Here is a 25,481-nt window from a genome sequence, read left to right as displayed (position 1 = left end):
GCTAACGTCGGGGTCATGCACGAACGCACCATTCGCGTCACCGTCGACAGCGGCGTCATCGAGGGCTTCACCGCTGACGGGGTTCACCGCTGGCGGTCCGTCCCGTACGCGCGCCCGCCGGTGGGGCCGTTGCGGCTTCGCGCCCCACAGCCGGTCCAGCCATGGCCCGGGGTTCGCTACTGCCACGGGTTCAGCTACTGCGCGCCGCAGGACCGCAAGTACACCCTCCTCGGCCTCGGCAAGTTCCAGCCGATGAGCGAGGACTGTCTGACGCTCAACGTGGTCGCCCCGGAGAACTCCGGCAACGAGCCGCTGCCGGTGATGTTCTTCATCCACGGCGGCGGGTACATCCTCGGCAGCTCGGCCACCCCGATCTACGACGGCGCGTCGATGGCCCGGCGCGGCTGCGTCTACGTCTCGGTGAACTACCGGCTCGGGGTCCTGGGTTGCATGGATCTCTCCGCCCTCTCGACGCCCGACTACCCCATCGAGGACAACCTGTTCCTGCGGGATCTGGTCATGGCGCTGCGGTGGGTCCGCGACAACGCCGCCGTGTTCGGTGGCGACCCGGACAACGTGACCATCTTCGGGGAGAGCGCCGGAGCGCACGCCGTCGCCACCTTGCTGGCCACCCCCGCGGCGAAGGGGCTTTTCTCGCAAGCCATTTCGGAGAGTCCGGCCAGCGGCATGGCCGGTCCCCCCGACGTCGCGGCGGCCTTCGCCGACGACCTGGTCGACGCCCTTGGCGCGTCCCGCGCGGACGGCGCGGCCGCCGTGATGTCGGCGCGACCCACCGAGCTCGTCGACGGGTTGAACCGGGTGATGCGTCGCGGCATGACGGAGATGCGCGGCGCGTTCGTCGTCGGCCCGACCTACGACACCGAGTACCTGCCCGAAGACCCGCTGCGGGCGATGCGCGACGGCACCGCCCACCGGGTGCCACTCATCGTCGGCACCAACGCCGACGAGGGTCGCCTGTTCACCCGGTTCCTCCAGTTGCTGCCGATGACCGAACCCGCCATCGACCTGCTCTTCGCCGACTCCGACGTCGAACTGCGCGACCGCATCACCGGCGCCTATCCGGGCTATCCGAGTCCGAGTGCCTGCATCCGCCTCGGTGGCGACTTCGCCTTCGGGACCGCGGCGTGGCAGATCGCCTCCGCGCACGGGCAGCACGCCCCGACCTACGTCTACCGCTATGACTACGCGCCGCGCACGTTTCACCTTTCGGGCCTCGGCGCCACGCATGCCACGGAGCTGCTCGCGGTGTTCGACGTCTACCGCACCCGGTTGGGGTCGTTGATGACGGCCGTTGCCGACCGCCGCTCGGCGCGCCGGGTCTCCAACGACGTGCAGGGCAGGTGGCGGGCGTTCAGCCGCACCGGATCACCGGGCGACGGCTGGCCCCGGTACACCGCCGACGAGCGTGCGGTGATGGTCTTCGACCGGCGTTCGCACCTCGAATACGACCCCAACGCCGACCGGCGACGGGCGTGGGAGGGGTTCACGCTGGCCGCCAACTGAGGCCGCCGGCATATTCCTGCGATCCCCGCGCGCGTCCGTCGTCGACGTGGTCGAGTGGTGAGGTGACGCACCCACTCGATCCTCTGTCCGCCGACGAATTCGCCGCTGTCGCTACGGTGTTGCGCCGCGAGCATCAGGTCGAGGCCACCCCGTCCGCGGGTTCCGGCCTGGGCTGGCGATTCGCCTCGGTCGAGCTGGTGGAGCCGAGCAAGGAGGAGTTGCGGCGGTTCGAGGAGCGCGGCGACGTGCCCGCGCGCCGCGCGACGGCGATCTGCCTGGACCGGTCCGCCAACGCCACCCACAAGGCCGTGGTCTCGCTGACCGACGACCGGGTCGAGACGTTCGTCCACGTCCCCGGCGTCCAGGCCAACTTCACCGTGGACGAGTTCCTCGAGTGCGACCAGCTCCTGCGCACGCACCCCGACGTGATCGCCGCCCTCGCCAAGCGGGGCATCACCGACCTGGACAACGTGTTCATGGACACCTGGACCTTTGGCGACGCGGTCGCCCCTGCCGAGTTCCGCGACCGCAGGCTGGGATGGTCGGACACGTGGCGCAAGGACGCGCCGGGCGCCAACCCGTATGCGCACCTGGTCAGCGGTCTGCACTGCGTCGTCGACCTGAACACCATGGAGGTGCTTCGGGTCGACGACGACGGGGGAGTCCACACACCCGACGTGATGGGTGAATACGCGCCCGCGCACGTTCCGGAGCGCCTCCGCGCGGCGTCGACGCGGGAACCACTCAAGCCGCTGCTCATCACCCAGCCCGAGGGACCGTCGTTCACCCTGGACGGCAACCTGTTGCGCTGGCAGAACTGGTCGCTGCGCATCGGGTTCAACTATCGCGAGGGGATGACCCTGCACACCGTGCGCTATCGCGACGGCGACCGCGAGCGCTCGATCGCCCACCGAATGTCGTTCGCGGAGATGATCGTCCCGTACCGGGACTCGTCGCCCGACCACTACCGTCGCACCGCATTCGACATCGGCGAGTGGGGCCTTGGCTTCATGACCACCTCGCTGGAACTCGGGTGTGACTGCCTTGGCGAGATTCGGTACCTCGACGCCGTGATGCACGACAGCACGGGCGGGCCGTACACGATCACCAACGCCATCTGCATCCACGAAGAGGACGGTGCCGTGCTGTGGAAGCACGTCGACCACGACTCGGGAGCAGAGGTACGCCGAATCCGCCGCCTGACCATTTCGTTCCACGTGACGGTCGCCAACTACGAGTACCTGGTCTACTGGCGCCTCTACCAGGACGGCAACATCGAATGCGAGGTCCGCGCCACCGGCATCATGGTCACCACGCCGTTGGCCCCCGGCGCACCGAATCCGAACGGCACGCTCGTCGACGAGCGGACGTATGCGCCGTTCCACCAACACTTCCTGGTGGCCCGGCTCGACATGGACGTCGACGGCTCCGACAACACCGTCGTCATGTCCGAGTCCTACGCCGAGCCGATGGGTCCGGACAATCCGTACGGACTGTCGCTGGTGACGCGCAACGTGCCGCTGCGCAGCGAGAGCGAGGGCATGCAGGACGTCAGCTTCGACACCCAGCGCGCGTGGAAGGTGGTCAACCCCAACGTGACCAACGGGTTGGGCACCCATCCCGCCTACAAGCTGGTGCCCGGTGGCGCCATCCCGGCGATGTTCGACCCCGCCTCGCCGGTTCTCAAGCGCGCCAACGTGATCGGACACACCCTGTGGGTAACCCCGAATTCCGCCGACGAGCGCTGGCCCGCAGGCGAATTCGTCAACCAGTCGGCGGAGGACACCGGCCTGGGACAGTGGACGAAGGCCAACCGGCCCATCGAGAACACCGACGTCGTGCTCTGGTACGTGTTCGGCCTGCACCACATCACCCGACCCGAGGATTGGCCGGTGATGCCGGTCGACGTCGTCTCCTTCTGGCTCAAGCCGTTCGGATTCTTCGACCGCAACCCGTCGCTGGACGTGCCCGCCACCCCGTCCGACGCCTGCCACGGCCAGAGTTGACGCCCGTCAAGTTCTCGGGCGAAAACGGCATCGCGAAGGAACGCCCGTGACTAACGTGGGCGGCGTGCAACCCTTCCTCGCCAGCGCCCTCGTCGAACGCCCCGCCGATCTCACCGCCGACTGGCTGACCGCCGCGATCGGCGCCGGCGAGGTCGCCGACTTCACCGTCGACCGCATCGGCACCGGACAGATGAGCGAGTGCTACCGCGTGGGGCTCACCTACGCGGACGGACAGAACGGGCCGGCCTCGGTGGTGCTGAAGGTCGCCGCTGCCGACCCCAGTAGCAGGCAGACCGGGTTGACGATGGGCCTCTACGAGCGTGAGGTCCGGTTCTACACCGACGTCGCGCCGGGGTTGCACGGACCCGTGTCGGAGTGTCACCACGCGGCCTACGACCCGGCGACGGGTGCCTTCGACCTGCTACTCGGCGACGCCGCCCCGGCCGTCGTCGGCGACGAGATCGGCGGCGCGTCGGTCGAGCAGGCGACGATGGCGCTGACCCAGCTCGGTCGCGTGCACGGCCCACTGCTCGGCAACGCCGCCCTTGCCGACGCTCAGTGGCTCAACCGCGAATCGCCGCTGAACCAGGGTTTGATGGCCGCGCTCTACGCGGGCTTCGTCGAGCGGTATCGCGACGACATCGCACCCGAGCACCGCGAGGTCTGCGAACGCCTGGTCGCGGCGTTCGACGACTACCTCGCCGACGAGGCCGCGTCCGGTCGACCCCAGGGACTGGTGCACGGCGACTTTCGCTTGGACAACATGCTGTTCGGCGAGGAGGGCGCCGCCCGTCCGCTGACCGTGGTGGACTGGCAGACCGTCACCTGGGGGCCTGCGATGACCGACGCCGCCTACTTCCTGGGATGTGCGCTGCCGGCGGATCGGCGACGCGAGCATGGCGAGGCACTGCTGCACGCCTATCACGACGCGCTTGGACCCGACACCTCGGTGAGCCTCGACGACGTGCGCGAGGGCGTGCGACGCCAGAGCTTCTTCGGGGTGATGATGTCGATCGTCTCGCCGATGCTCGTGGAGCGCACCGAGCGCGGCGACCGGATGTTCATGACGATGATCGCGCGACACTGCCAGCACGTCCTCGACACCGACGCACTGGCCGTGCTGCCCCCGCCGTCGCATCCGGAACCGTTGCAGCCCACGCCCGACGACGAGGGCCGCCACGAACCGTCGGACGAACCGCTGTGGAGCGAGAGTTGGTACTTCGACTTCGTCGACCCCGACCAGGAGGTCGGCGGATGGTTGCGGCTGGGCCTCATTCCCAACCAGGGCCACGCCTGGGTCAACGCGCTGCTGTGCGGTCCGAACCTACCCACGATCGCCGTGCTCGACTTCGAGGCTCCGCTGCCGGCCGATCACACCCGCGTGCACGGCGACGGGGTCGACCTCGAACTCGACGTCACGGCGCCGCTGCACTCCCATCGGGTGTCGTTGCGTGGCAGGGGAGAGGCCTACGACGATCCGGCCGACCTCCTCCGGGGCGTCTCGGGCCGGCCCGTCGACCTCGAGCTGGACATGGTGTGGACCACCGACGGCACGCCCTACCAGTACCGCCTGTCGACCCGCTACGAGATTCCGTGCACGGTGTCGGGAACCGTGAGGGCAGAAGGACGTTCATACGAGTTCTCCGACGTCCCCGGTCAGCGAGACCACTCGTGGGCAGCGCGGGACTGGTGGGGCATGGAGTGGGTGTGGAGCGCGTTCCACCTGCACGACGGCACCCACGTCCACGGCCTCGACCTCAGGATCCCCGGTGCGCCACCGATGGCCGCCGGGTACGTCCAGCGCTCGGGCGAGGTCGTCGAGCTGCAGACGGTTGTCGCACGGGAGACGTTCGGCGAGAACGAGTTACCCGTCGGCACCACGCTCGAGATCACGCCTGGCGACCTCACCGTGACCGTCGACGTACGCGGGCACGCCCCGGTGCTGCTGACCTCGACCGACGGCCGGCTGAGCAGATTCCCGCGGGCGTGGGCCGCGGTCACGACGACCGACGGCCGCACCGGCGTCGGCTGGCTCGAATGGAACCGCAACCGGACATGACGGTGCTGAAGTCGGTGCTGCTGTTCGTATTGGCGGCACTGCTGGAGATCGGTGGTGCCTGGCTGGTCTGGCAGGGCATCCGGGAACACCGCGGCTGGCTGTGGGCCGGTGCCGGCGTACTGGCCCTCGGCGCCTACGGTTTCGTGGCCGCGTTCCAGCCGGATGCGAACTTTGGGCGGGTGCTGGCCGCCTACGGCGGCATCTTCATCGCCGGTTCCCTGTTGTGGGGCATGGTCGCCGACGGCTTTGGGCCCGACCGATGGGACGTCACGGGCGCCGTGGTCTGCCTGCTCGGGGTCGGCCTGATCATGTACGGCCCGCGTTAGGAGAGCTGCGCGCCGTCGTCGTCGAGGTCGTCACGACGAAGCCCCATCGGCGTGGCGGCCGGGATGTCGCCCGCGGCGACCACCGCCCTGGTGACTGGGGTCAGCGTGCGGAAGAGCAGTTCCAGATCGCCGTCGTCGAGGGCGTCGAACGCCGACAGCGACAACCGGTCGGTCGAGTCCTCGAGGTGGCCTTTGAACTCCCGGCCCGAATCCGTCAGCGCGCCGTGGCCGTCGATGAATCCGCGGACGGCGAGCCGGTCGACGCACGACTGCCACTCCTGGTCGTCGTACTCGCGGCTGCGCATGATGAACTCCCGCGGCACCCGGTCGGCGAGCGCGTGCAGGACGTTGCACTCGCGGCCACCGACGCCGTTGGCGACGAGGACCGCGACGTGAGCGTCCCCGCGTTGTTCGCGCAACAGGGTGCTGGCGTGCCACAGCCGGGCGACCGAATGGTCCGGCCACGGCAACGCGCGGTTCGCCGCGAAGAGCGGGCGGCCGTCCAGCGGCGCGGTGGCCGCGGCCTTGGCCAGCAGATCGGCCGCGGTCCGCACCTGAGTGCCGTCGGTGATCCCGCACCGCGCCAGGGCGGCGACGGCCGAGGCCTCCCGGGCCCGGAGTGCGTCCGCCGGGCTCGCGAATTCCCACGCGGCGGGCAGTGCGCGCGCCACGTGGGACGGCGAGAAGTTGTAGAAGACGGCGGTGACGACGTCGGCGCCCACCGAGCCCAGCGGGGCGGCACGGGCACCGAAGTAGCCCATCCAAAAGCCCCGGAAACCCGCCTGCCCGAGAGCGTCGCGCGACTCGGGTGCGAAGTACGTCAGGGCGTGGACGGGTTCGAAGCGGTCGAACAGCCTGCGGGCGGTGGTCGGAGTTCTGCTCACTTCCGCAGTCAACCACCGTGGCGTCCGTCGGATGAAAGGATGCATGCCATGCGGTGGACGGCGACTGCGGCACTGGCGGGTGCCATCGCGTGTGGCTGCACCGGCACGACGGGGTCCGACCTCGTGCCGACGGTCGCGAAGGACGCCCTGCAGAAGGACGTTGCCGCCAAGCTGACCACTGCGGGCGAGCGACCGCAGTCGGTCGTCTGCGAGTCGGATCTCGTCGGCGAAGTGGGCCGGACGTCGCACTGTGACGTCGCGATCGGGGCGGCGAACGGTTTTCAACCGGTCGTCACCGTCACCGGAACCGACGGCGGCGCGATTCAATACGACCTGACCCCCGCGTTGTCGCGCGAACAGCTCGAGGCGGCGGTGGCGCGGCTGGTGGCCGAGAAGTCCTCGGAGCGCATCGATTCGGTGGCGTGTGGCGGCGGGCTGACCGGCGAGGTGGGCGCCTCCGCCGGCTGTGACGTCGTCGCGGGTGGGGTTCAGGAGCACCGGACGGTGGAGGTCACCGAGGTGTCGGGGCTGACCATGAAGTTCACCTTGCGGACGAACTGACGTCGGTCACGGCCTCCTCGATGATCTCCCGCATCGCACGTTCCGCGCCGTCCTCGTCGCGCAAGCGGATGGCGCGGGCGACCTCGTCGTGCAGGGCGATGGCCACCGGATTCGGCGTCTCGGGCATCATGCCGTGGTGGGTGCGTCCGGTGAGCACTTCGGCGACGACACCGTTGAGCGCCCGGAACATCTCGTTTCCGCTGGCCTCGAGCAGAGTCTGGTGAAACACCTTGTCGGCCAACAAGTATGACTCCAAGTCCCCGGACCGGCCGTGCATGACCATGTCCGACACGGCAGCGGCCATGATGCGGCACTGGTGGGGATCGGCCCGGCGGGCGGCGAGCGCCGCCGCGGTCGGTTCGAAGCCCCGGCGCAACTCGGAGAGCGAGACCAATTGTGCTGTGCGATCACCGGATTCGAGCCGCCACCGAATCACGCGCGGGTCGAAGACGTTCCATCGTTCCACGGGTTGGATGGTGATGCCGACGCGGCGCCGCGAAGCGACTAAGCCCATCGACTCGAGAACCCGGACCGCCTCGCGCGCCACGCTGCGTGACACTCCGTACTGCACGCCGACGCCCTCGAGGTTGATCACGCCTCCGGCAGGGAGGGTCCCCGACACGATCTCGGCGCCGATTCCGGTGAGCACGTTGTCGTGCAGCGCGCTGACGTTTGAGGGTCCGGCCACGCCATACATCTTGTCATAATCTTTGCTGCGTGCATTAAAGACGTATCTTTCGCTGAAATGCTTGCAATGATCTGATCATTGGGGCAAGCTGTGTGATGCCTGGCACAGTCGGGTACCACGGATCGGGAGGTGGACGGGGCATGGCGCCAATCGTCGTAATGGGGGTGTCCGGCTCCGGCAAGTCGACCGTCGGCGCGGCCCTGGCTCAGCGCCTACGCGTTCCCTTCGCCGACGCGGACGACTTCCACCCGCCGGCGAACATCGCCAAGATGACCGCGGGCCACGCGCTCGACGACGATGACCGACGCCCCTGGCTCGACTCGATCGGGGAGTGGCTGGCCGCGCATGCCGACGGCGGCGTGATGAGTTGCTCGGCACTCAAACACGTCTATCGGGACCAATTGCGCGAGCACTGCGCCAACGTGGAATTCCTGCATCTGGCCGGAACCCCCGAGGTGATCGGCCGACGACAGGCCAGCCGGCCCGGACACTTCATGCCCGCATCGCTGCTCGCGTCCCAATTCGAGACCCTCGAGCCGCTGGCCCCCGACGAACACGGAGTCGACGTCAACGTCGACCAAGACATCGATTCCATCATCGACGAATACGTAGCGCTGACCCAACGGGAGTTGTGATGACCAACGGAATTACCCTGCTCGCCGACGAGGCGCCGAAGCTCACCGAGCCGGTCGCGTCCGGCGTGCACCTCCTGCTGGCGTTCCTCGTCGGCATCGCGGTCATCGTCGTGCTCATCACGATCGTCAAACTGCACCCCTTCCTGTCGCTGATGTTCGGCGCGCTCACGGTCGGGATGGTGGCGGGGGAGAACCTCACCACGGTGCTGGCGTCGTTCAGCAAGGGCTTCGGCGAGACCGCGGCAGGTGTCGGCATCCTCATCGCCCTCGGCGCGATGTTCGCCAAGCTGCTCGCCGACTCCGGCGGGGCCGACGAAATCGTCGACACCATCGTCGGGCACGCGTCACCACGGATGCTGCCGTGGGCGATGGCCTTGGTCGGCGCGATCATCGGCCTGCCCATGTTCTTCGAGATCGGCCTGGTGCTGCTGATACCGGTCATCTACCTGGTCTCGCGTCGCTCACAGCTGTCCTTGATCACCGTCGGAATCCCGGCCCTGGCCGGCCTTTCGGCGATGCACGGCTTCGTGCCACCGCACCCCGGCCCGCTGACGGCCGTCGGACTGCTCAACGCGGACCTGGGAGTCACGCTGGCTCTCGGTGTCGCGGTGGCGATTCCGACCATCATCCTGGCCGGCCCGTTGTTCGGAAAGCTCGCCGGCAAGTGGGTCGTCGTCGACGCGCCCGACACCTTCGACGCGGACCGCTTCGCCGAGGGCGAGACCCCGCGCCGGCCGTCGTTCGCCGTCACACTCTTCTCGGTCTTGCTGCCCGTCGCGTTGATGCTGGGCAAGGCGCTGGTCGACGTCTTCATCGACGACAAGGCGAACCTGGTCCGGATGGTGTTCGACACCTTGGGCACCCCGCTGATCGCGCTGCTCATCGCCGTCATCGTCGGCATGTTCACCCTCGGCCGTGGCGCCGGGATGGACCGCGGCAAGGTGACCGCCTGCATCGAATCCGGACTCCCGCCGGTGGCCGGCATCATCCTGATCGTCGCCGCCGGTGGCGGTTTCAAGCAGGTGCTGGTCGACACCGGCATCGGCACCCTGCTCGCGCGGTGGGCCGAGGGCGCGAACATCTCGGTGCTCGTCCTGGCCTGGGTGATCGCGGTGCTGATCCGGCTGGCCACGGGTTCGGCCACGGTGGCCACGATCACCGCGTCGTCGCTGATCGTGCCGCTCGTCGCCGACCTGCCCACCGCAGAGGTGTCGCTGGTGGTGCTCGCCGTCGGAGCGGGGTCGCTGTTCTTCTCCCACGTCAACGACGCGGGCTTCTGGTTGGTCAACCAGTACTTCCGGCTCACCGTGGGGCAGACCATCAAGACGTGGTCGATCATGGAGACGGTGCTCTCGGTCAGCGGCCTCGGCGTCGTACTCCTGCTGGACCTGGTGGTCTGAGGCCCGACGACGAACGGCGGGCGTCACCCTAGGGTGACGCCCGCCGTCGTGGTTCGCGGGTCTAGCGGACGCGCTTCTCGAGTTCCTTCTGAGCGCGCTTGAGATCCTTGCGGGTCTGCTTGGCCTGCTTGCGGCTCAGCGACGCGAATTCGTTGCTGCGATCCTGGGCCAGCGCGGCCAGTTCCGCCCCACGGTCCCGGGCGGCCTCCACCAACTCCGGCGCCCGGTCGCGGGCGACGTCGACCAGCTTGGCGCCGCGCTTCTGCGCCACGTCGGCCAACTCGGTGCTGCGATCCTGGGTGAGCTCGGCGAGCTCGAGGCCACGCTTGCGCGCCTTCTTGGCCAGCTTGGGTGCGCGGTCGCGCGCCACGTCGGCCAATTCGCTACCGCGTTCCAGTGCCACGTCGGCCAGCTCGGAACCCCGCTCGTAGGCGACGTGGGCCAGTTCGCGCCCACGTTCGGCACCTACGTGCAGCCCGGACTGCAGCCCCTCGCCCCACTTGTCGACGAGCTCGGGGTCGATCAGGGCATTCGGGGCATCCGACCCACTCGGCAGGACGTTGGTGACGCGCTCGCCGACCTTGCGCGCGGCCCGGCGTCCGCGCCAGCCCAGCGACGGCCGGCCCTCGGTGTCGACGGAGGCGATGATGAGGCCGCCGATGAGGCCGACGTCGGCGAAGAGCGCCTTTCGTTCGGCGGCCTTGCGGGCCGGGTCGGTCTCGTTCCAGAAGGCGTGGCTGCCGAGGCTGCCGGGGACGACGCTGACGGCCAGCGCCGCCGACGACAGCCGCGGCAACTTGCCGGAGGCGAGCAGCAGACCCGCACCGATCTGGACGCCTGCGGTCACCTTCGCCACGGTCTCGGCGTTCGTCGGCACGTTGGGGCCGACCGGATCCGGGAGCTTGCTGAGACCTTCGAGGGTGGGCCGGGCGGCGTCGGCGGCAGGTTTGGGGCTCTTGAGCGCTTCCACACCACGGGTGATGAAGGTGGTGGCCAGCATGGGACGCGCAATTCGTCGGATCAACATGCGCGATCTGTTCCCCAGGTGAGTCGGTTGCAAACCCCCGAGCGGCCGAGCGTCGGTTCCCGCGCGAAGCGCCGCATTATGGTGGACGTTCCAAGAGCAGAAGGAGGTCGGCGTGGCCCTCGTCGCGGGTATCGACTCGTCCACCCAATCGTGCAAGGTCCTGATCTGCGACGCCGACACCGGCGACACCGTGCGCTCCGGGTCGGCACCGCATCCGGGGGGCACCGAAGTCGACCCGGCGGCCTGGTGGGCAGCGCTGGCCGACGCCGCCGCGGCCGCCGGTGGATTGGACGACGTGGCCGCCGTCTCGGTCGGCGCGCAGCAGCACGGCATGGTCTGCCTCGACGCCCGGGGCAACATCGTGCGAGACGCGCTGCTGTGGAACGACACCCGGTCCAGCCAGGCGGCCGTGGCGCTCGTCGACGAGCTCGGCGGGGCGGCGGAGTGGGCAGACCGGATCGGCGTGGTCCCGGTCGCGGCGATCACCGCGACGAAGTTGCGCTGGCTCGCCGACAACGAACCCAAGAATGCCGACGCGACCGCGGCGGTGTGCCTTCCACACGACTGGCTGACGTGGCGGCTGTCCGGCTCGACGGACGTCTCGGACATCCGTACCGACCGCAGTGACGCCAGTGGCACCGGCTACTTCGCCGCCGAGGACAGCTCCTACCAACCGGACCTGCTCGAGCTGGCGATGCGCGGACGTCGTCCGATCGTGCCGCCCGTCGTCGGTCCGTCGGAGGCCGCGGGCCGCACCACCACGGGTGCCGTGCTGGGCCCCGGCGCCGGCGACAACGCCGCCGCAGCCCTGGGCCTGGGGGTCGGACCGGGGGACTGCGTCGTGTCCCTGGGCACCTCGGGCGTGGTGAGCGCGGTGGGTGACGCCGCCCCGCACGATGCGGAGGGACTGGTGGCGGGTTTTGCCGATGCCACCGGCCGTCAGCTTCCCCTGGTGTGCACGCTCAACGGCGCGCCCGTGCTGGCGGCGGTCGCCAAGATGCTCGGCGTCGACTTCGACGAGTTCGACCGGCTCGCCTTGTCCGCGCCCGCCGGGGCGGAGGGTTTGACGCTGGTGCCGTACTTCGACGGCGAACGGTCACCCAACCTGCCGGACGCCGCAGGCGCACTGCACGGCGTGACGACGCGAAATTTGTTGCCCGCCAACGTGGCCCGCGCGGCCGTCGAGGGCCTGCTGGCCTCCATCCAGTTCTGTGTGGAGAAGATCTCACGCCAGGGCGTCGACGCCGGCCGGGTGATCCTGGTGGGCGGAGGTGCTCGCTCGGAAGCGGTCCGGCGCGTCGCTCCCGCGATCCTCGGGGTGCCGGTTCACGTCCCCTCGCCCGCGGAGTACGTCGCGCTCGGTGCGGCCCGGCAAGCCGCGTGGACGGTGTCCGGAGCCGACGAGCCGCCGGCCTGGACCCTCGGTGCCACGTCGTCGTTCACCGCCGACGCCACCCCCGACGTGCTCGAGCGCTACCGATCCGCACAGGTGTTGACGCTCGGTCAACCCTGACCCGGGTCTCGGGCGACGTCACGCCGAGTCGCGAGCCGTGTGTGGCGCCGGGGTCGACGAGAGGGCGTTGACCACGAAGGCCGCGGCCTGGTCGGCCGCTCCGTTGTTCTTGTAGGCGCTGTGGGCGGACCGGTCGAGGCCGCCGGGGAAGCACACCGGGTCACCCTGGTTGCACAGCTCGGTGGTCTTGTTCACGTAGGCGTCTCCGATGGTGATGGGTGGGGCGCTGTGGTCGACCAGGTTCAGGAACCACTCGTCGGGCGTGCCGAACAGTGCCACGGCGGCGACGTGCGAGGCGACCGACGCCGGCATCGGCCCGGTGATGTCCGCCGGCAGGGTGAAACCGGCCGGGATCGCGCTTGCCGTGGTGTAGCCGGCCACGGCCGCCCCCTGCGAGTAGCCGCCCAGGACGATCTTGGTGTTCGGGCACGTGGTGGCGATCGTCTGGATCTGACGGCTGGCGTCGGCGACCCCGTTGGCGGCCGCCTGGAAGTCCAGTGACGCGGGGTAGTCGACGGCGTAGACCCCGACGGGCTGACCGAGTTTCGCGTTGAGGGCGTCGGCGAAGGCCTGACCCGTGTCGCCGATCCCCGGTGCCTCGAAGGTGCCCCTGGCGAACACGACCTCGACGGCCGGGCAAGACGGGTCCGTGGCCGCCTGCGCCAGCCCGGCGGCCTGCGGACCGAGCAGGGCCGCGGCGGACGCGACGGTGGCGGCGATGATGCTCAGCTTGTTGTTCGTCATGGTCGAGCCTTTCGGGCGGTCCTGGGTGAGTGCATTCAGACTCCCGTGGCGACGGTGCCGACACATCGGCGCTGACCACCAGAACCGACCACCGCTAGCGGCTACGTCCGTTACCGGCTAGCAGGGGGTCACCCGTCGCCCGGTCGGGGCCAGTCGTGATGTGGCGGTGCGTCCCTGGGCCCGTCCTCGTCACCCCGGGGCGGACACAGACCGTCCAGCAGCAGCCGCAGCGGCGCCCAACTCTCCCGGCCGCGGCGGGTCGCGGCGTACGCCGTCATGACGACGGACGGATCGGCGAGCCGCAGCACCGACACGCCGTGCCGGGTCGGCCGGTTCAGCGGCAGCAGACCGACGCCGTAGCCGGCGAGGATGAGGTCCTCGACCAGGTCCAGACTGTCGATTTCATGGGCGATGCGCGGAGCGAAGCCGGTCAGCGCGGCCAACGTGCGCACCGCGTCCTCGTCGGCGGTGTTGCGGGAGTTGACGATCCACGCCTCGTCGGCGTAGTCACCCAGATCGGCGGTGTCCCCGACCGCCGCGTCGGTGCGCATGCCGAGGCCCCAGGGGGTCGACCACAGCGCCATCGCGTCCAGCGCCGGGTTGAGGGACGCCGGTGCCAGGTTGTAGTCGTAGACCAGCGCCAGATCCAGGTCGTCGTCGAGGAGCAGTCGGAACGCTTCGACGGGCTCGTACTCGCTGACGATCGCGTCGACGCGCGGATGGCTGACGGCGAGGTCGGCCAGAACCGGAAGCAGCGACACCCAAATGCCGGTGGCGAATCCGCCGACGCGCAAGGTGCCGGCGGGTTCGGCGTCGGGATCGAGGTCGAGACGTGCGGCGTCGACGGCGGCCAGGATGGTGACCGCATGATCGGACAGTCGACGGCCGGCGGGCGTCAGACGAACGTGGCGCCCCGCCGGTTCGACGAGGTCGACTCCGGCGTCCTTGGCGAGCGCCGCGATCTGCTGCGAGACCGTCGAGGTGGTGAGGTGATGGGCCTCCGCGACCGCACGCATGGAGCCGAGGCGTGAGAGTGCGAGCAGGAGCTGAAGGCGGCGGGTGTCCACCGTGGCATTGTCCGCCCCGTGCGACCATTCGAGAATGACTGCGCGTGCGGCCCACTTCGTCCAAACGTCGGAGGACACCTTCTTACCCACGGATAATGCCCGAAGCCGTTGGGGCCCAGATCATCTCAACGGGCCAGCGTTGGTCGGGCTGGCCGCGCGCACCATCGAGGACCGGTTCGGCCTCGACGAGTTCATGCCAGCGCGCTTCACGATCGACCTCTTCAAGGCGGCTCGATCAGTGCCGACCACCGCCACGGCGCGTCTGGTCCGCGACGGCAGGCGGGTACGCAACTCGGAGTGCGAGCTCGTCCAGGACGGTGTCGTGGTGGCAAGAGCCATCCTGGTCCAGTACCGCCGCTCGTCGATGCCACGGGGCGAGGAGTGGTCGGCGGCGATGGACCTGCCGACGCCGGTCGACGTCGGCCATTCGAGTCACCTGGCGATGGGCAGCGACGACGGCGGCTGGAGCCCCCACATCGCGGATCACCAAAACACCTCGCGGAAGAGAGATTTCGAAATCGCGCCGTCGACGTGGTCGAGGGGGCAAGCAACTCCCCGCTGGTCAACGCGGTCTACGCCGCGGAGGGCACCAGCCTGGTCACCAACCTCGGTACGGCGGGCATCGGCTACATCAACGGCGACCTGACCGTGGCGTTGGCCCGTCTGCCGGTCGACGAGTGGATCTACCTGCAGGCCGACTCGCATTGGACGGCCGACGGCATCAGCACGGGGTCGGCGACCCTGTACGACCGTGTCGGCGCGTTCGGGACGGGCGTCGTCACCGCCGTGAGCAACCCGGCGGCACAGATCGACTTCTCGGCTGACGCCACCTTCGTGGCCGAGATCATGTAGCGACACCGTTCGCGATTGTCGAACGGTGTGTCGCGGTTTATCACGTGGACGCGAACGGTGGTCGTGCCATTCAATGCAGTCATGGCGATGAACCAGGCGCGCACGGGAGTGCTGATGGCGTCGGGGTCGATGCTGTGCGTGCAAGCCGGGCTGGCGTTGTCGCTGGGGCTGATCGATCACATCGGCGTCGAGGGCGCGGCATGGCTGCGGCTCACGTGGGCCGGGGTGCTGCTGTTGATCATCGTCCGGCCGCGGCGGTCGGCCTTCACCAGGACTACCTTCCTCACGTGCGTCGTCCTGGGCGTGGTGACCGCCGCGGTCACCCTGCTGTTCATGGCCGCCATCGCCCGCATCCCCTTGGGCACGGCCAGCGCGTTGGAGTTCCTCGGACCCCTCGGCGTCGCCGTGGCCCAGGGTCGCGGACGAAGCCGGGTCGTGTGGCCGGGACTGGCCGCCGCCGGCGTTCTCCTCCTCACCCAGCCATGGGCCGCAGCCGTCGACCTGGTGGGCGTGGCGTATGCCCTTGGCGCGGCGGCGTGTTGGGGAAGCTACATCCTGCTGACGCAGCGCGTCGGCGACGGCGTGGAGGGCGTCAACGGGCTGGCGGTGTCGATGGGTGTCGCCGCCGTCTTCTCCACCGTCGTCGTCGGCCCGGCGGTCATCCCGCGGGTCACGCCCGAGATCCTGTTGATCGGAATCGGTCTCGCCACGTTGTTGCCGGTGGTTCCCTTCACGCTGGAACTGATGGCGCTGCGCCGGCTGACGACGGCGGCGTTCGGAACGCTGATGAGCATCGAGCCGGCGTTCGCCATGGCAATCGGTTTTCTGGTGCTCTCGCAGGCGCCCGGCGTCGCGGGCGTGGTTGGCATCGTCCTCGTCGTCACCGCCGGAATCGGCGCCGCCCGGAGCGGATCCCGCGCCCCGGTCCTCGTCGACGTCACCTGACGTCGGCGCCGACTGACACGCGCGGTGGGTCTAGGCGGAATCGCATCGCCAGCCACGCCACGCCAGCTACGCCACGCCGACGACGACGCGCCGACGAGCAACCACGGGTTCAGCCAGATGATGGCGATCCGTACGTGGTCGACGCGCGTCCGTCACCGAGCGGCGAACGCCATTGGCTACTGGGTGCAATACGATGGTCGACACCTGGCAATTGATTTGCTGTATGCGTCATAAAGTGCGCAAGTTCCAGCTAGAAGCACTTTAAAGACAAAAGTACTATATTGCCGTTGACGGTCCATCAAGCGACTAAGGCGGAACCATGACGACGTTCGAACTCGCGAAACCGGGTCAGTTCATTCCCGGCGGAACCATGTCCTGGTGGGACCCGGCGGCCGAATGCGCGGTAACCATCGCCGAACCGGCCGCTGCGCCCGATCTGTTCGCCGAATATCATCGCGGGGCCGTGGCGAGCTACGCCAGGTTCGGCGTCAGCGACGCAATCGACGCCGACACCGATCGGTGCGCTGCCGACACCGCTCTGTTCTGGGTGATGACCGACGTCGACGGACAGGTCATCGGCGGAGTCAGGACCAAGGGCGCGCTGAACTCACCCGAGGAGTCGCATGCCGTCGTCGAGTGGCAGGGCCAGCCGGGGGAGTCCGACGTTCGCAGCATGCTCGCCCAACGCATCCCCTCCGGTGTCATCGAGATGAAGGCCGCCTGGATGAGCGGTGGCGGTGACTGCAGCCGACACCGGGCCAAGTTGCACGCTCGCAGCGGCTTTCACCTCACCGCGCTTCTCGGCGTGGACTACTACATGGCCACGTCCGCCGCGCACACGCTCGAGCGATGGCGGTCGACGGGCGGCGTCGTCGCACCCATTCCCGCCACGCCATACCCGGACGAGCGTTACGAAACCAAGATGATGTGGTGGGACCGACGAACCTTCACCGTCCACGGCGAGCCGGCGCAGGTGGCCTCGATCGTCGTCGAGGTGGCGCGGATCCACCGACGTCGGCGACCCGTGGCCGAGCGCGGCCTGTCGGCCCGCACACGCGGCGTGCTGTCGACCCACCGACCGAGGATCGGCACCACCGATCGGGTCGGCTAGGGCGCGATTCGCTTGCGCCGATACAGGGTTCCGACCATCAGCAGCACCAGGCTGATCACCAGGATGGCGGTCGCGAGGACGTCGATCTGCGGCGGCACGGCCGCCTTCGTCGCGGCGTTGACGAACAGCGGATAGGTCACCGTCGACCCACTCACGAAGTAGGTGACGATGAAGTCGTCGAGCGACAGCGCGAACGACAGCATTGCGGCGGCGACGATGCCGGGCACGATCAGGGGCAGCGTCACCCTGAAGAACGTTCGGGTGGGACTGGCGCCCAGATCCATCGACGCGTCCTCGAGGGTCCAGTCGAAGCCCCTGACCCGGGCGCGCACGGTCATGGCCACGAAGCTGATCTCGAACGCCACGTGGGCGATGAGGATGGTGGTGAAACCGGTCGCCCACCCGAGGTCCAGGAACAAGGTCAACAGCGAGGCGCCCATGACCACCTCGGGTGCCGTCAGCGGCAGGACGAGGAAGGTGTCGACCGCTCCGCTTCCCCGAAACCGCTGACGCACCAAGGCAATTGCGAGCAGCGTGCCCAGGACGAGAGCGATCAGGGTGGACAGCGCGGCCACTTCGATGCTCATCTTCAAGGCCTCGGCCAACGCCGGGTACTTGAACGGATCCGCCCAATTCTCGAGTGTGAAGCCCTGCCACGTGTAGTTGAACTTGCCCGCCGGCTTGTTGAACGAGAACAGCACGATCACGAAGATCGGCACGAAGATGTAGAGCAGCACCAGCGCGGCGACCACCCTCAGGGCGAGGTCGCCCAACTTTCCCGGGCCCCGGATCGAGCGCTTGGGCCGCCGCGGTCGGTCGATCAGGTCGACGACCGCAGCGCCCTCTTGCAACGTCATACCAGGTTCTCCGTACCGAGGGCCCGCGTGTAGGACAGCACGCCGGCCAGGATCATCGCCATCAACAGGAAGCTGAGGGCGGCAGCGCCGGGGTAGTCCTTCACCACGAGGAACTGCTTTTGAATCACGTTGCCGATCATCGTGGTTTGCGTGCTGCCCAGGTAGTCGGCGTTGATGAAGTCGCCCATGGCGGGAATGAAGACCAGCAGGCTCCCCGCGAGCACGCCGGGCACCGACAGCGGAAAGATGATCTTGGTGAAGGCTCGGAAACTCGACGAATACAGGTCCTTCGAGGCTTCGAGCAAACGCGGATCGATCTTCTCCAAACTGACGTACAGCGGCAGGATCATGAACGTCATCGAGTTGTAGATCAGCCCGCCGATGACGGCCCAACTGGTGGACAGCAGGCGCCCGTCGGGGGGCAGCAGACCGACCGCGTTCAGCGACTGCACCACGACGCCGTCGTCGGCCAGGATCGTCTTCCACGCCAGGGTGCGCACCAGGAACGTCACGAAGAAGGGCAGGACGACCAGACCCAACAGCAGGTTCTTGTACCGACCCGACTTGAACGCGATGACATAGGCCAGCGGATAGGAGATCGCCAGCGAGACCACGGTCGCGGTGAAGGCGTACAGCAGCGACCGCAGGATCTGGTCTTGGTACGTCGACAAGGCATGGGCATAGTTGCCGAAGTTCCACGCAAAGGTCAACTGCGGCAAGTAGATCGAGCCGCCCATGGTCGACAACGACGTCCGGAACAACGACCAGAACGGCACCACGAAGAAGATCGCCAGGTACGCCAGTCCGGGAAGGATCATGAGGTACGGCGCAATCTTGCTGCGCTGCCGACTACTGCTGGCTACTCCTGCCATGTGCGCGTCCGACGCCTAGCCACCGGTGACCGCAGCGTAGGCCGTGTTGAACTGCTGGGTTTGCTCGTCGGTGAGGGCCGCCCAGGTGTGCAGCTTGTCCTGGTAGTCCTGGGGAGGATTGATGAGCTTGTTGGCCGCGATCTTCGGGTCGATCTTGTTGAGTTCGTCGGTCATGTCCGACAAGACCGGCACGTACTGGACGAACGCCACGAGCTTGGCGTAATTCGCCCGGTCGTACACGTAGTCGATCCACGCCTCGGCGGCGTGCTGGTTCTGCGTGGTGTACGGAATGGTCATCGTGTCGATGAACCAGTCGCCACCGGACTCGGGAATGATGAATTCGAGATCCGGGTTGTCTGCCTGCAACTGCACCACGTCGCCGGAGTAGGCCTGGGCGATGGCGATGTTCCCGGCAGCCAAGTCGTCGGCGTAGTCGTTGCCGGTGAACCGACGGATCTGGCCCTTGTCCTTCTGCTCCTTGACGAGGTCGACGGCCTTCTGCACGGAGTCCATGCTCGGGTTCGCGACGTCGCCGCCCTGCGACGTCATGATCATGCCGAGGCCGTCCTGCATGTCGGTGAACAGGCTGACCTTGCCCTTGTATTTGGGGTCCCACAGGTCGTCGATCTTCGTGATCTCGCGGCCCGTCGCCGCCTTGTTGTAGGCCAAGCCGACCATGCCGCTCATGTACGGGGCGGTGAACTTGCGGCCCGGGTCGGACTTGTCGTTGAGGAGGTCCGGACGGAGGTTCTTGCGGTTGGCCACCCGGGTGTCGCTGATCTCGTTGAGCCAGCCCAGTTGCTTGAGACGCAGGGCCATGAACTGGGTGGGCACCACGAGGTCTGCGCCGATGTCCTGCTTACGCGACAGCGGCTCCTTGTTCTTGGCGAACCACTGCTCGTTGTCGTTGAAGTCTTCCTTGTAGTCCACGGTCAGGCCACTGGCCTTCTGGAAGGCGGCAACGAACCCGTCGGCCATGTACAACGGCCAGTTGGAGATGCGCAGATTGCCGCTCGCCGGCTTTCCGTCGTCCGGCGGTGCGGACGACGAGCTGCTGGAACTCGTGGTGCTGCTGGAACCGCACGCGGCAAGGAATGACGGGCCGAGCGCCAGTGCCGCCGCCGCGGCCGCGCCGCCGCCGAGGAGCCGTCGCCGAGATGTCCGCGTCGACGCGATCCGGGACAGCTGTCGAGGATCGAACTCGTTCGCCATGGAGGTGCCTTTCGGTGGTTCTGGAGAGTGGTCGTCGAAGGGGGCGTCAGGGCTCCGGAGGCGCGTCGAACATCTCCTCCAGGTCCTCGGTGGTCGGGATGTCGGCAGCCGGAAGAACCAGCGAGGCGTCCGGTGCCCACGCGACGTGAACGCGGTCGCCGGGCCGCAGCAGGGGAAGGTCCTGCTCGGTTCCGACGTGGGCGACGATCGGAGAGCCGTCTGGTGCGTCCATCGACAGGCGAACCACCGGCCCCTGGAACGTCAAGTCAGTCACCGTGGCGGACACCGTCGCGACGTCGCCGCCGGGTGGGTCCATCGAGACGCGGACTCGCTCCGGTCGCACCATCAGGGTCGCGTGCCCGCCGGATTCGATGGCGGTGTCGCCGGGCCTGGCCCGCAGCGTCGTGCCGAGCACCGAGAGTTCGGCGAGGTCGCCGTCGACCCGAAGCTGCTTGCCCGGCCACAGGTTTGCCTGACCGATGAAGCTGGCGACGAAGACCGTGGCGGGGCGGTCGTAGATCTCCGTGGGGCTGCCGATCTGTTCGACGTTGCCCGCGTTCATCACCGCGATGCGGTCGCTCATCGTGAGCGCTTCCTCTTGGTCGTGGGTCACGTAGACGAACGTGATGCCGACCTCCCGCTGGATGCGCTTGAGTTCGAACTGCATGGCGTGCCGGAGCTTGAGGTCCAGGGCGCCGAGCGGCTCGTCGAGCAGCAGCGCACTTGGGTAGTTCACCAGCGCCCTGGCAAGCGCGACGCGTTGCTGTTGTCCGCCCGAGAGCTGCGCCGGCTTGCGCTTGGCGAAGTCGGTGAGCCGGACGATCTCGAGGAGTTCGTCGACCCGCCGCTTGACCTCGCCCTTGCCGAGGGTCTTGTCGATCTTCTTGCTGCGCGGACCGTAGGCCACGTTGTCCCACACCGTCATGTGCGGGAACAGGGCGTAATGCTGGAACACGGTGTTGACGTTGCGCTTGTGCGGCGACACCGACGACACGTCGACGCCCTCGAGGCGGATCGCGCCGTCGGTCGGCGTTTCGAAACCGGCGATCATCCGGAGCGTCGTCGTCTTCCCGCAACCCGACGGACCCAGCATGGAGAAGAACTCGCCCGACGCGATGGAGAAGTCGGCGTCGTCCACGGCGGTGTAGTCGTCGAAGCGCTTAGTCACGTGGTCGATCTCGATTACTGGCTGACCAGGCTCGAGACTGGCTGTGCCTTCTCCGGTGGTGCTGTCGACGGCGGTGCCGTGTCTGCCGCTCAGGACGACCTCCCTGGTTCTTGCACGAAGGGCGGGTCGCTCCAAGTGGAGACGCGGCTCGCATTCACCCGTGCGCTGTGGGTAAACCATCGCCGATCTTGGAGCCCTTCGCAAGCGATTCCGCAACGAATTTACATTCAGACAATCGGAATCCGCACCACGAGGTTGCTGCAACGCCGAATCCGCTTGAGCCGGGTTTGGCGCCAGGTACGTTCAGTAGGTCGAAAGGAGTCGCATGCGCGCGCTCACCCTCGCCAAGACGGCAAGTGCCGCCGCGGCAACGGCCGTGATCGGCGGTCTCGCCACGGGACCCGCGGTTCAGTCGAACTGGTACCAGAGCCTCCGCAAACCGAGGTTTCAGCCACCGCGACAAGCCTTTCCGATCGTGTGGCCGCTGCTGTACGCCGACGTCGCCGTGGTCTCGGCGGCCACCCTCGACGAACTCGACGAGCGCAGGGCCCGCCAAGAGGCCCGGACGTACGCGGGACTGCTCGCCCTCAACCTGGTGCTGAACGGCAGCTGGTCGTGGCTCTTCTTCAACCGCCGTCAACTCGGCCCGTCGGCAGTCTTGGCGGGCGCCCTCGCCGTCAGCAGCGCAGACCTGACCCGTCGCGCGGTACGCGTGAACGGCACCCCGGCGAAGGCACTGTGGCCCTACCCACTGTGGTGCGCGTTCGCGACCGCGTTGTCGAGCCGCATCTGGTGGCTCAACCGCTGACACCCCGTCGTCCTCGTTCTTGCGTTGTCCGCGTTCGTGTTGCGCGTCGGACGACGCAACGATGACGGGTGCGCGGGGGCGGTCGGTGTCCACGCCACGGGGTAACTAGATACCCGGTAAGTTCGGTGCGTACAGTCGTTCACTGATCGGGTGCCGCGGTCGCCGCCCGTGACCACTTCAGCCACCCTGCGCGGGTTGATTCCGCCGGAAGGAACAGTCGCATGACGTTCTCGCTCGAACTCTCCGACGACGTGATCGAGGTTCGTGACTGGGTTCACGACTTCGCCGAAAAGGTCGTCAGGCCCGCGGCGGCGGAGTGGGACGAGCGCGAGGAAACTCCGTGGCCGATCATCCAGGAAGCCGCCAAGGTGGGCCTGTACTCCGTGGAGCTCTTTGCGACGCAGGCCGCCGAGCCGAGCGGGCTCGGGTTGCTCACCGTGTTCGAGGAGACGTTCTGGGGTGACGCGGGCATCGCGCTGTCGATCCTGGGCACCGGACTCGCCGCCGCCTCACTGGCCGCCACGGGGACTCCCGAGCAGTTGGGGGAGTGGCTGCCCCAAATGTTCGGCACCGTCGACGAACCCCTCCTCGCCTCATTCTGCGCGTCGGAGCCGGGCGCCGGTTCGGACGTGTCGGCCATCATCACCCGCGCCCGGTACGACGAGGCCAACGACGAGTGGATCATCAACGGCACCAAGACGTGGGCGACCAACGGCGGCATTGCCAACGTGCACATCGTCGTCGCGTCGGTCTACCCCGAATTGGGGTCCCGCGGTCAGGCCACGTTCATCATTCCGCCGGGGACCAAGGGCTTCAGCCAGGGCCAAAAGTTCAAGAAGCACGGCATCCGGGCGTCGCACACCGCTGAGGTCGTGCTCGACGACGTCCGCATCCCGGGCCGGCTGATCATCGGCGGCAAGGACAAGTTCGACGAACGCATCGCCAAGGCGCGCGAGGGCAAGAGCTCAGCCGGTCAGGCCGCGATGAAGACCTTCGAACGCACCCGCCCGACGGTCGGGGCGATGGCCTTGGGCGTGGCACGCGCGGCGTACGAGTACGCGTTGGACTACGCCCAGGAGCGTGAGCAGTTCGGGCGCAAGATCGGGGACTTCCAGGCCATCGCGTTCAAGCTCGCCGACATGCGGACCCGGATCGACACCGCACGGTTGCTGGTGTGGCGAGCCGGCTGGATGGCCCGCAACGACAAGCCGTTCGTCAACGCCGAGGGTTCGATGGCCAAGCTCGCCGCCAGCGAGACCGCGGTCTACGTCACCGACGAGGCCATCCAGATCCTCGGCGGAAACGGCTACACCCGGGACTATCCGGTAGAGCGCATGCATCGCGACGCAAAGATCTTCACGATCTTCGAGGGCACCAGCGAGATTCAGCGCTTGGTGATGGCGCGGGCGATCACCGGGCTGCCGCTGAAGTAGGCCTCCAGCGGCAGCTCCGGGCGGTCGACTACAGCGGGATCCAGATCGGCCCGAGCCAGAATCCCCATGCGTTCTGGCTCTGGTCCCAGATGACCGGGGCGTCCTGTTGCCATGGTGGCGGCGGAGGCGGAGGCGGCGCCCACGGTGGCGGAGGCACCGGCCGCTGCCACGGCGGTGGCGGTGGTACCGGGCCCGGATGCCAGTCCGGTGGCGGTGGCGGTCCACCCTGCCCACCTGGCGGGGGTGGCGGTCCACCCGGTCCACCCGGCGGGGGCGGCGGCCCACCCGGCCCACCCGGTCCGTTCTGCCAATGGCCGTCGTGCCATCCGGGTCCGCCTGGCCCACCCGGTGCGCCTGGCCCACCCGGTCCGCCGGCTCCGCAGAATTGGCCCGGCGGGCAGGGCGGTGGGTCGGCGTGGGCCATGGCTGGCACGAGACCCAGCCCAATTCCCGTAAGCGACGCCGAGACGGCCGCACCGGCCGCCAGCCTGGCCCAGTGATTCATCGTCATCGTGGCCTTCCGTCCCGTAAGTGTTTGCTCCGACGCGCCCAGTGTTGCCGTCGAGCGGGTGGTCCACACCCCCGCAACGGCGTCGCCAGGACTGTGGCAGGCAATCCGCATGGGATGTTCAAGGGCGCGTCGACGCAGCACTTGCCGATGGTGACGGTGAAGAGGCCGCTGATCTGGGACGACGCGCAACGCAGCCGTCGACCTCAGGGCCCACCGACGCGAACCTGGGGATCTGGCTCCCGGTGAATTTGCCGTGCTTGCAGCAGATCGACAGTGTCGCGCGGCGTTCGCGTCAGAGGACGACGAGCCAGATCGCGGCGTAGTGGCAGGCCGCGGCGGCGGCGGTGAACGCGTGAAAGAACTCGTGGTAGCCGAACGTGCGCGGCCACGGGTTGGGCCACCGGACGCCGTAGAGGACCGCACCGATGTTGTAAAGGACGGCACCCGCACAGAGCAGCACCACGACGGCCAGGCCCGCACCGTCCAGCAGGACGCCGGCGAAGAAGATCGCCGTGTAGCCGAGGATCAGGTAGAGCGGGACCCCGACCCATCGCGGCGCGGACGGCCAGAACATCTTCAACGCCACCCCGGCCGCGGCGCCCGAATAGACGATCGTGAGCACCAGCTTCGCCGTGTGCGGCGGCATGGCCAGCAGCGCCAACGGCGTGTAACTGCCGGCGATGAAGAGGAAGATCATCGAGTGATCGGCGCGCTTCATCCACTTTCGCGCGTCCGGGCTGGTCCAGTGGACGCGGTGGTAGACCGCGCTGACGCTGAACATCCCGATGATCGTGGCGCTGTAGACGATCGTTGCCAGACCTGCATTGGGGCGTCCGACGAGCCACGCTGCCGGCACCAGTGCCGCGCCGGCGACGATGGCGACCGCGGCGCACACCACGTGGATCGCCCCGCGTGCGCTGGGCGTGTGCAGGATCTCGGTGACGGTGTCCGCGAGAACCTGGGGCAGGTCGTCGTCGCCCTTCAGGATTTCCGGGGTGTCTTCGTCGGCCGCCGGTACTGCCGAGGCGGATCCGGTGATCGTGACGCTCATGTGGTTACCGATCTGTGCTCGTTCAGGACATCTTTGCTGTCGTGGTAGAGCCGTCGCCCATCGGCGTGGCTGCCGCAGTGCACGGTCGAGCCTGGCGTCGAGGGTACAGAAGGTCGGCGGCCATGATCACCAGCGAACGGGCCTGCCAGATCACGATGCGGTGAACAGTTGGCGATCTCACCGTGACGACGAACTGGCCGGGATGAGCACGAAAGCGGCTACGCCCT

General features: G+C 68.2%; 24 protein-coding genes and 1 pseudogene. 14 read left to right on the top strand and 11 right to left on the bottom strand.

Translation table 11 applies throughout. From position 1 onward, the window contains the following. Positions 1–15: 15 nt before the first annotated feature. The 4 genes from H7J06_RS19990 (at position 16) to H7J06_RS19975 (ending at position 5,915) form a co-directional block, all read left to right on the top strand. Positions 16–1,524, top strand: a complete 1,509-nt coding sequence (locus H7J06_RS19990; RefSeq protein ID WP_264040778.1) for a carboxylesterase/lipase family protein — start codon at positions 16–18, stop codon at positions 1,522–1,524. Positions 1,525–1,586: 62 nt separating this feature from the next. Continuing rightward, a complete protein-coding gene (locus H7J06_RS19985; protein ID WP_264040777.1) occupies positions 1,587–3,530 on the top strand; it encodes a primary-amine oxidase in 1,944 nt (647 codons plus the stop codon). 46 nt (positions 3,531–3,576) lie between these two features. Further along, the gene (locus tag H7J06_RS19980) at positions 3,577–5,589 is read left to right on the top strand and encodes a DUF7064 domain-containing protein (protein ID WP_264040776.1); all 2,013 of its coding nucleotides are present in this window, start codon (positions 3,577–3,579) and stop codon (positions 5,587–5,589) included. After that, positions 5,586–5,915, top strand: a complete 330-nt coding sequence (locus H7J06_RS19975; RefSeq protein ID WP_264040871.1) for a YnfA family protein — start codon at positions 5,586–5,588, stop codon at positions 5,913–5,915. The genes H7J06_RS19980 and H7J06_RS19975 overlap by 4 nt, the downstream gene beginning before the upstream one ends. On the opposite strand, the gene H7J06_RS19970 is transcribed toward H7J06_RS19975, so the two are convergent. Beyond that, entirely contained in the window at positions 5,912–6,844 is a 933-nt protein-coding gene (locus H7J06_RS19970) for an SCO6745 family protein (protein WP_275079608.1), read from the bottom strand. The two genes, H7J06_RS19975 and H7J06_RS19970, sit on opposite strands and share 4 nt — an antisense overlap. A gap of 3 nt (positions 6,845–6,847) precedes the next feature. Here H7J06_RS19970 and H7J06_RS19965 point away from each other — a divergent pair, with 3 nt between their 5' ends. After that, positions 6,848–7,360, top strand: a complete 513-nt coding sequence (locus H7J06_RS19965) for a DUF4333 domain-containing protein (protein ID WP_264040774.1) — start codon at positions 6,848–6,850, stop codon at positions 7,358–7,360. On the opposite strand, the gene H7J06_RS19960 is transcribed toward H7J06_RS19965, so the two are convergent. Further along, a complete protein-coding gene (locus H7J06_RS19960; RefSeq protein WP_264040773.1) occupies positions 7,341–8,048 on the bottom strand; it encodes a FadR/GntR family transcriptional regulator in 708 nt (235 codons plus the stop codon). The two genes, H7J06_RS19965 and H7J06_RS19960, sit on opposite strands and share 20 nt — an antisense overlap. Positions 8,049–8,188: 140 nt before the next feature. Here H7J06_RS19960 and H7J06_RS19955 point away from each other — a divergent pair, with 140 nt between their 5' ends. Both H7J06_RS19955 and H7J06_RS19950 read left to right on the top strand, forming a co-directional pair. Continuing rightward, complete coding sequence (locus tag H7J06_RS19955; RefSeq protein WP_264040772.1) at positions 8,189–8,683, top strand: gluconokinase; 495 nt, start codon at positions 8,189–8,191, stop codon at positions 8,681–8,683. Further along, positions 8,683–10,083, top strand: coding sequence for a GntP family permease (locus tag H7J06_RS19950; RefSeq protein ID WP_264040771.1), 1,401 nt, complete (start codon positions 8,683–8,685; stop codon positions 10,081–10,083). The genes H7J06_RS19955 and H7J06_RS19950 overlap by 1 nt, the downstream gene beginning before the upstream one ends. Before the next feature lie 61 nt (positions 10,084–10,144). Here the strand turns inward: H7J06_RS19950 and H7J06_RS19945 are convergent, their stop codons facing one another. After that, positions 10,145–11,110 (bottom strand): DoxX family protein, encoded by a 966-nt coding sequence (locus tag H7J06_RS19945; RefSeq protein ID WP_264040770.1) that lies wholly within the window; start codon positions 11,108–11,110, stop codon positions 10,145–10,147. A gap of 112 nt (positions 11,111–11,222) precedes the next feature. Here H7J06_RS19945 and H7J06_RS19940 point away from each other — a divergent pair, with 112 nt between their 5' ends. Further along, on the top strand, positions 11,223–12,623 hold the full coding sequence (locus H7J06_RS19940) for a xylulokinase (protein WP_264040769.1): 1,401 nt from the start codon (positions 11,223–11,225) through the stop codon (positions 12,621–12,623). A gap of 18 nt (positions 12,624–12,641) precedes the next feature. Here H7J06_RS19940 and H7J06_RS19935 read toward each other — a convergent pair whose 3' ends face one another. Together H7J06_RS19935 and H7J06_RS19930 are read right to left on the bottom strand one after the other, a co-directional pair. Next, positions 12,642–13,367, bottom strand: a complete 726-nt coding sequence (locus tag H7J06_RS19935) for an alpha/beta fold hydrolase (RefSeq protein WP_264040768.1) — start codon at positions 13,365–13,367, stop codon at positions 12,642–12,644. A gap of 128 nt (positions 13,368–13,495) precedes the next feature. Beyond that, positions 13,496–14,434 carry a LysR family transcriptional regulator gene (locus H7J06_RS19930; protein ID WP_264040767.1) on the bottom strand — a complete coding sequence of 313 codons (939 nt, stop codon included), beginning with the start codon at positions 14,432–14,434 and terminating at the stop codon, positions 13,496–13,498. A 34-nt stretch (positions 14,435–14,468) separates the two neighbouring features. On the opposite strand from H7J06_RS19930, the pseudogene H7J06_RS32690 reads away from it, so the two are divergent. The 4 genes and pseudogenes from H7J06_RS32690 to H7J06_RS19910 form a co-directional block, all read left to right on the top strand. Next, positions 14,469–14,717: pseudogene (locus tag H7J06_RS32690) on the top strand (acyl-CoA thioesterase domain-containing protein); the annotation flags it as partial. 14 nt (positions 14,718–14,731) lie between these two features. Beyond that, the gene (locus tag H7J06_RS19920) at positions 14,732–15,286 is read left to right on the top strand and encodes a thioesterase family protein (RefSeq protein WP_372515358.1); all 555 of its coding nucleotides are present in this window, start codon (positions 14,732–14,734) and stop codon (positions 15,284–15,286) included. Between the two features lie 81 nt (positions 15,287–15,367). Then, on the top strand, positions 15,368–16,231 hold the full coding sequence (locus tag H7J06_RS19915; RefSeq protein WP_264040870.1) for an EamA family transporter: 864 nt from the start codon (positions 15,368–15,370) through the stop codon (positions 16,229–16,231). Between the two features lie 319 nt (positions 16,232–16,550). After that, positions 16,551–17,342, top strand: coding sequence for a hypothetical protein (locus H7J06_RS19910; RefSeq protein WP_264040766.1), 792 nt, complete (start codon positions 16,551–16,553; stop codon positions 17,340–17,342). Here H7J06_RS19910 and H7J06_RS19905 read toward each other — a convergent pair. The 4 genes from H7J06_RS19905 to H7J06_RS19890 are packed head-to-tail and all read right to left on the bottom strand — an operon-like array spanning position 17,339 to position 21,451. Continuing rightward, positions 17,339–18,199 carry an ABC transporter permease gene (locus H7J06_RS19905; protein ID WP_264040764.1) on the bottom strand — a complete coding sequence of 287 codons (861 nt, stop codon included), beginning with the start codon at positions 18,197–18,199 and terminating at the stop codon, positions 17,339–17,341. The two genes, H7J06_RS19910 and H7J06_RS19905, sit on opposite strands and share 4 nt — an antisense overlap. Beyond that, complete coding sequence (locus tag H7J06_RS19900) at positions 18,196–19,071, bottom strand: ABC transporter permease (RefSeq protein ID WP_264040763.1); 876 nt, start codon at positions 19,069–19,071, stop codon at positions 18,196–18,198. Before H7J06_RS19900 ends, H7J06_RS19905 begins: the two co-directional genes overlap by 4 nt. Positions 19,072–19,086: 15 nt before the next feature. Next, complete coding sequence (locus tag H7J06_RS19895) at positions 19,087–20,283, bottom strand: polyamine ABC transporter substrate-binding protein (protein WP_264040762.1); 1,197 nt, start codon at positions 20,281–20,283, stop codon at positions 19,087–19,089. Positions 20,284–20,329: 46 nt separating this feature from the next. After that, on the bottom strand, positions 20,330–21,451 hold the full coding sequence (locus tag H7J06_RS19890; protein ID WP_264040761.1) for an ABC transporter ATP-binding protein: 1,122 nt from the start codon (positions 21,449–21,451) through the stop codon (positions 20,330–20,332). Between the two features lie 325 nt (positions 21,452–21,776). Here H7J06_RS19890 and H7J06_RS19885 point away from each other — a divergent pair, with 325 nt between their 5' ends. Together H7J06_RS19885 and H7J06_RS19880 are read left to right on the top strand one after the other, a co-directional pair. Then, the gene (locus H7J06_RS19885; protein ID WP_264040760.1) at positions 21,777–22,259 is read left to right on the top strand and encodes a TspO/MBR family protein; all 483 of its coding nucleotides are present in this window, start codon (positions 21,777–21,779) and stop codon (positions 22,257–22,259) included. A 221-nt stretch (positions 22,260–22,480) separates the two neighbouring features. Beyond that, a complete protein-coding gene (locus H7J06_RS19880) occupies positions 22,481–23,692 on the top strand; it encodes an acyl-CoA dehydrogenase family protein (RefSeq protein WP_264040759.1) in 1,212 nt (403 codons plus the stop codon). Here the strand turns inward: H7J06_RS19880 and H7J06_RS19875 are convergent. Both H7J06_RS19875 and trhA read right to left on the bottom strand, forming a co-directional pair. Further along, positions 23,644–24,003 (bottom strand): hypothetical protein, encoded by a 360-nt coding sequence (locus H7J06_RS19875; protein WP_264040758.1) that lies wholly within the window; start codon positions 24,001–24,003, stop codon positions 23,644–23,646. The genes H7J06_RS19880 and H7J06_RS19875 overlap by 49 nt on opposite strands. 492 nt (positions 24,004–24,495) lie before the next feature. Then, positions 24,496–25,254, bottom strand: a complete 759-nt coding sequence (trhA, locus tag H7J06_RS19870) for a PAQR family membrane homeostasis protein TrhA (RefSeq protein ID WP_264040757.1) — start codon at positions 25,252–25,254, stop codon at positions 24,496–24,498. Between the last annotated feature and the right edge of the window lie 227 nt (positions 25,255–25,481).

Origin of the sequence: Mycolicibacterium hodleri (assembly GCF_025822245.1) — a bacterium.
GTDB classification, from domain to species: domain Bacteria; phylum Actinomycetota; class Actinomycetes; order Mycobacteriales; family Mycobacteriaceae; genus Mycobacterium; species Mycobacterium hodleri.
The sequence above is the reverse complement of the archived record's forward strand: the minus strand, read 5'-3'. Positions and strand labels throughout refer to the sequence as shown.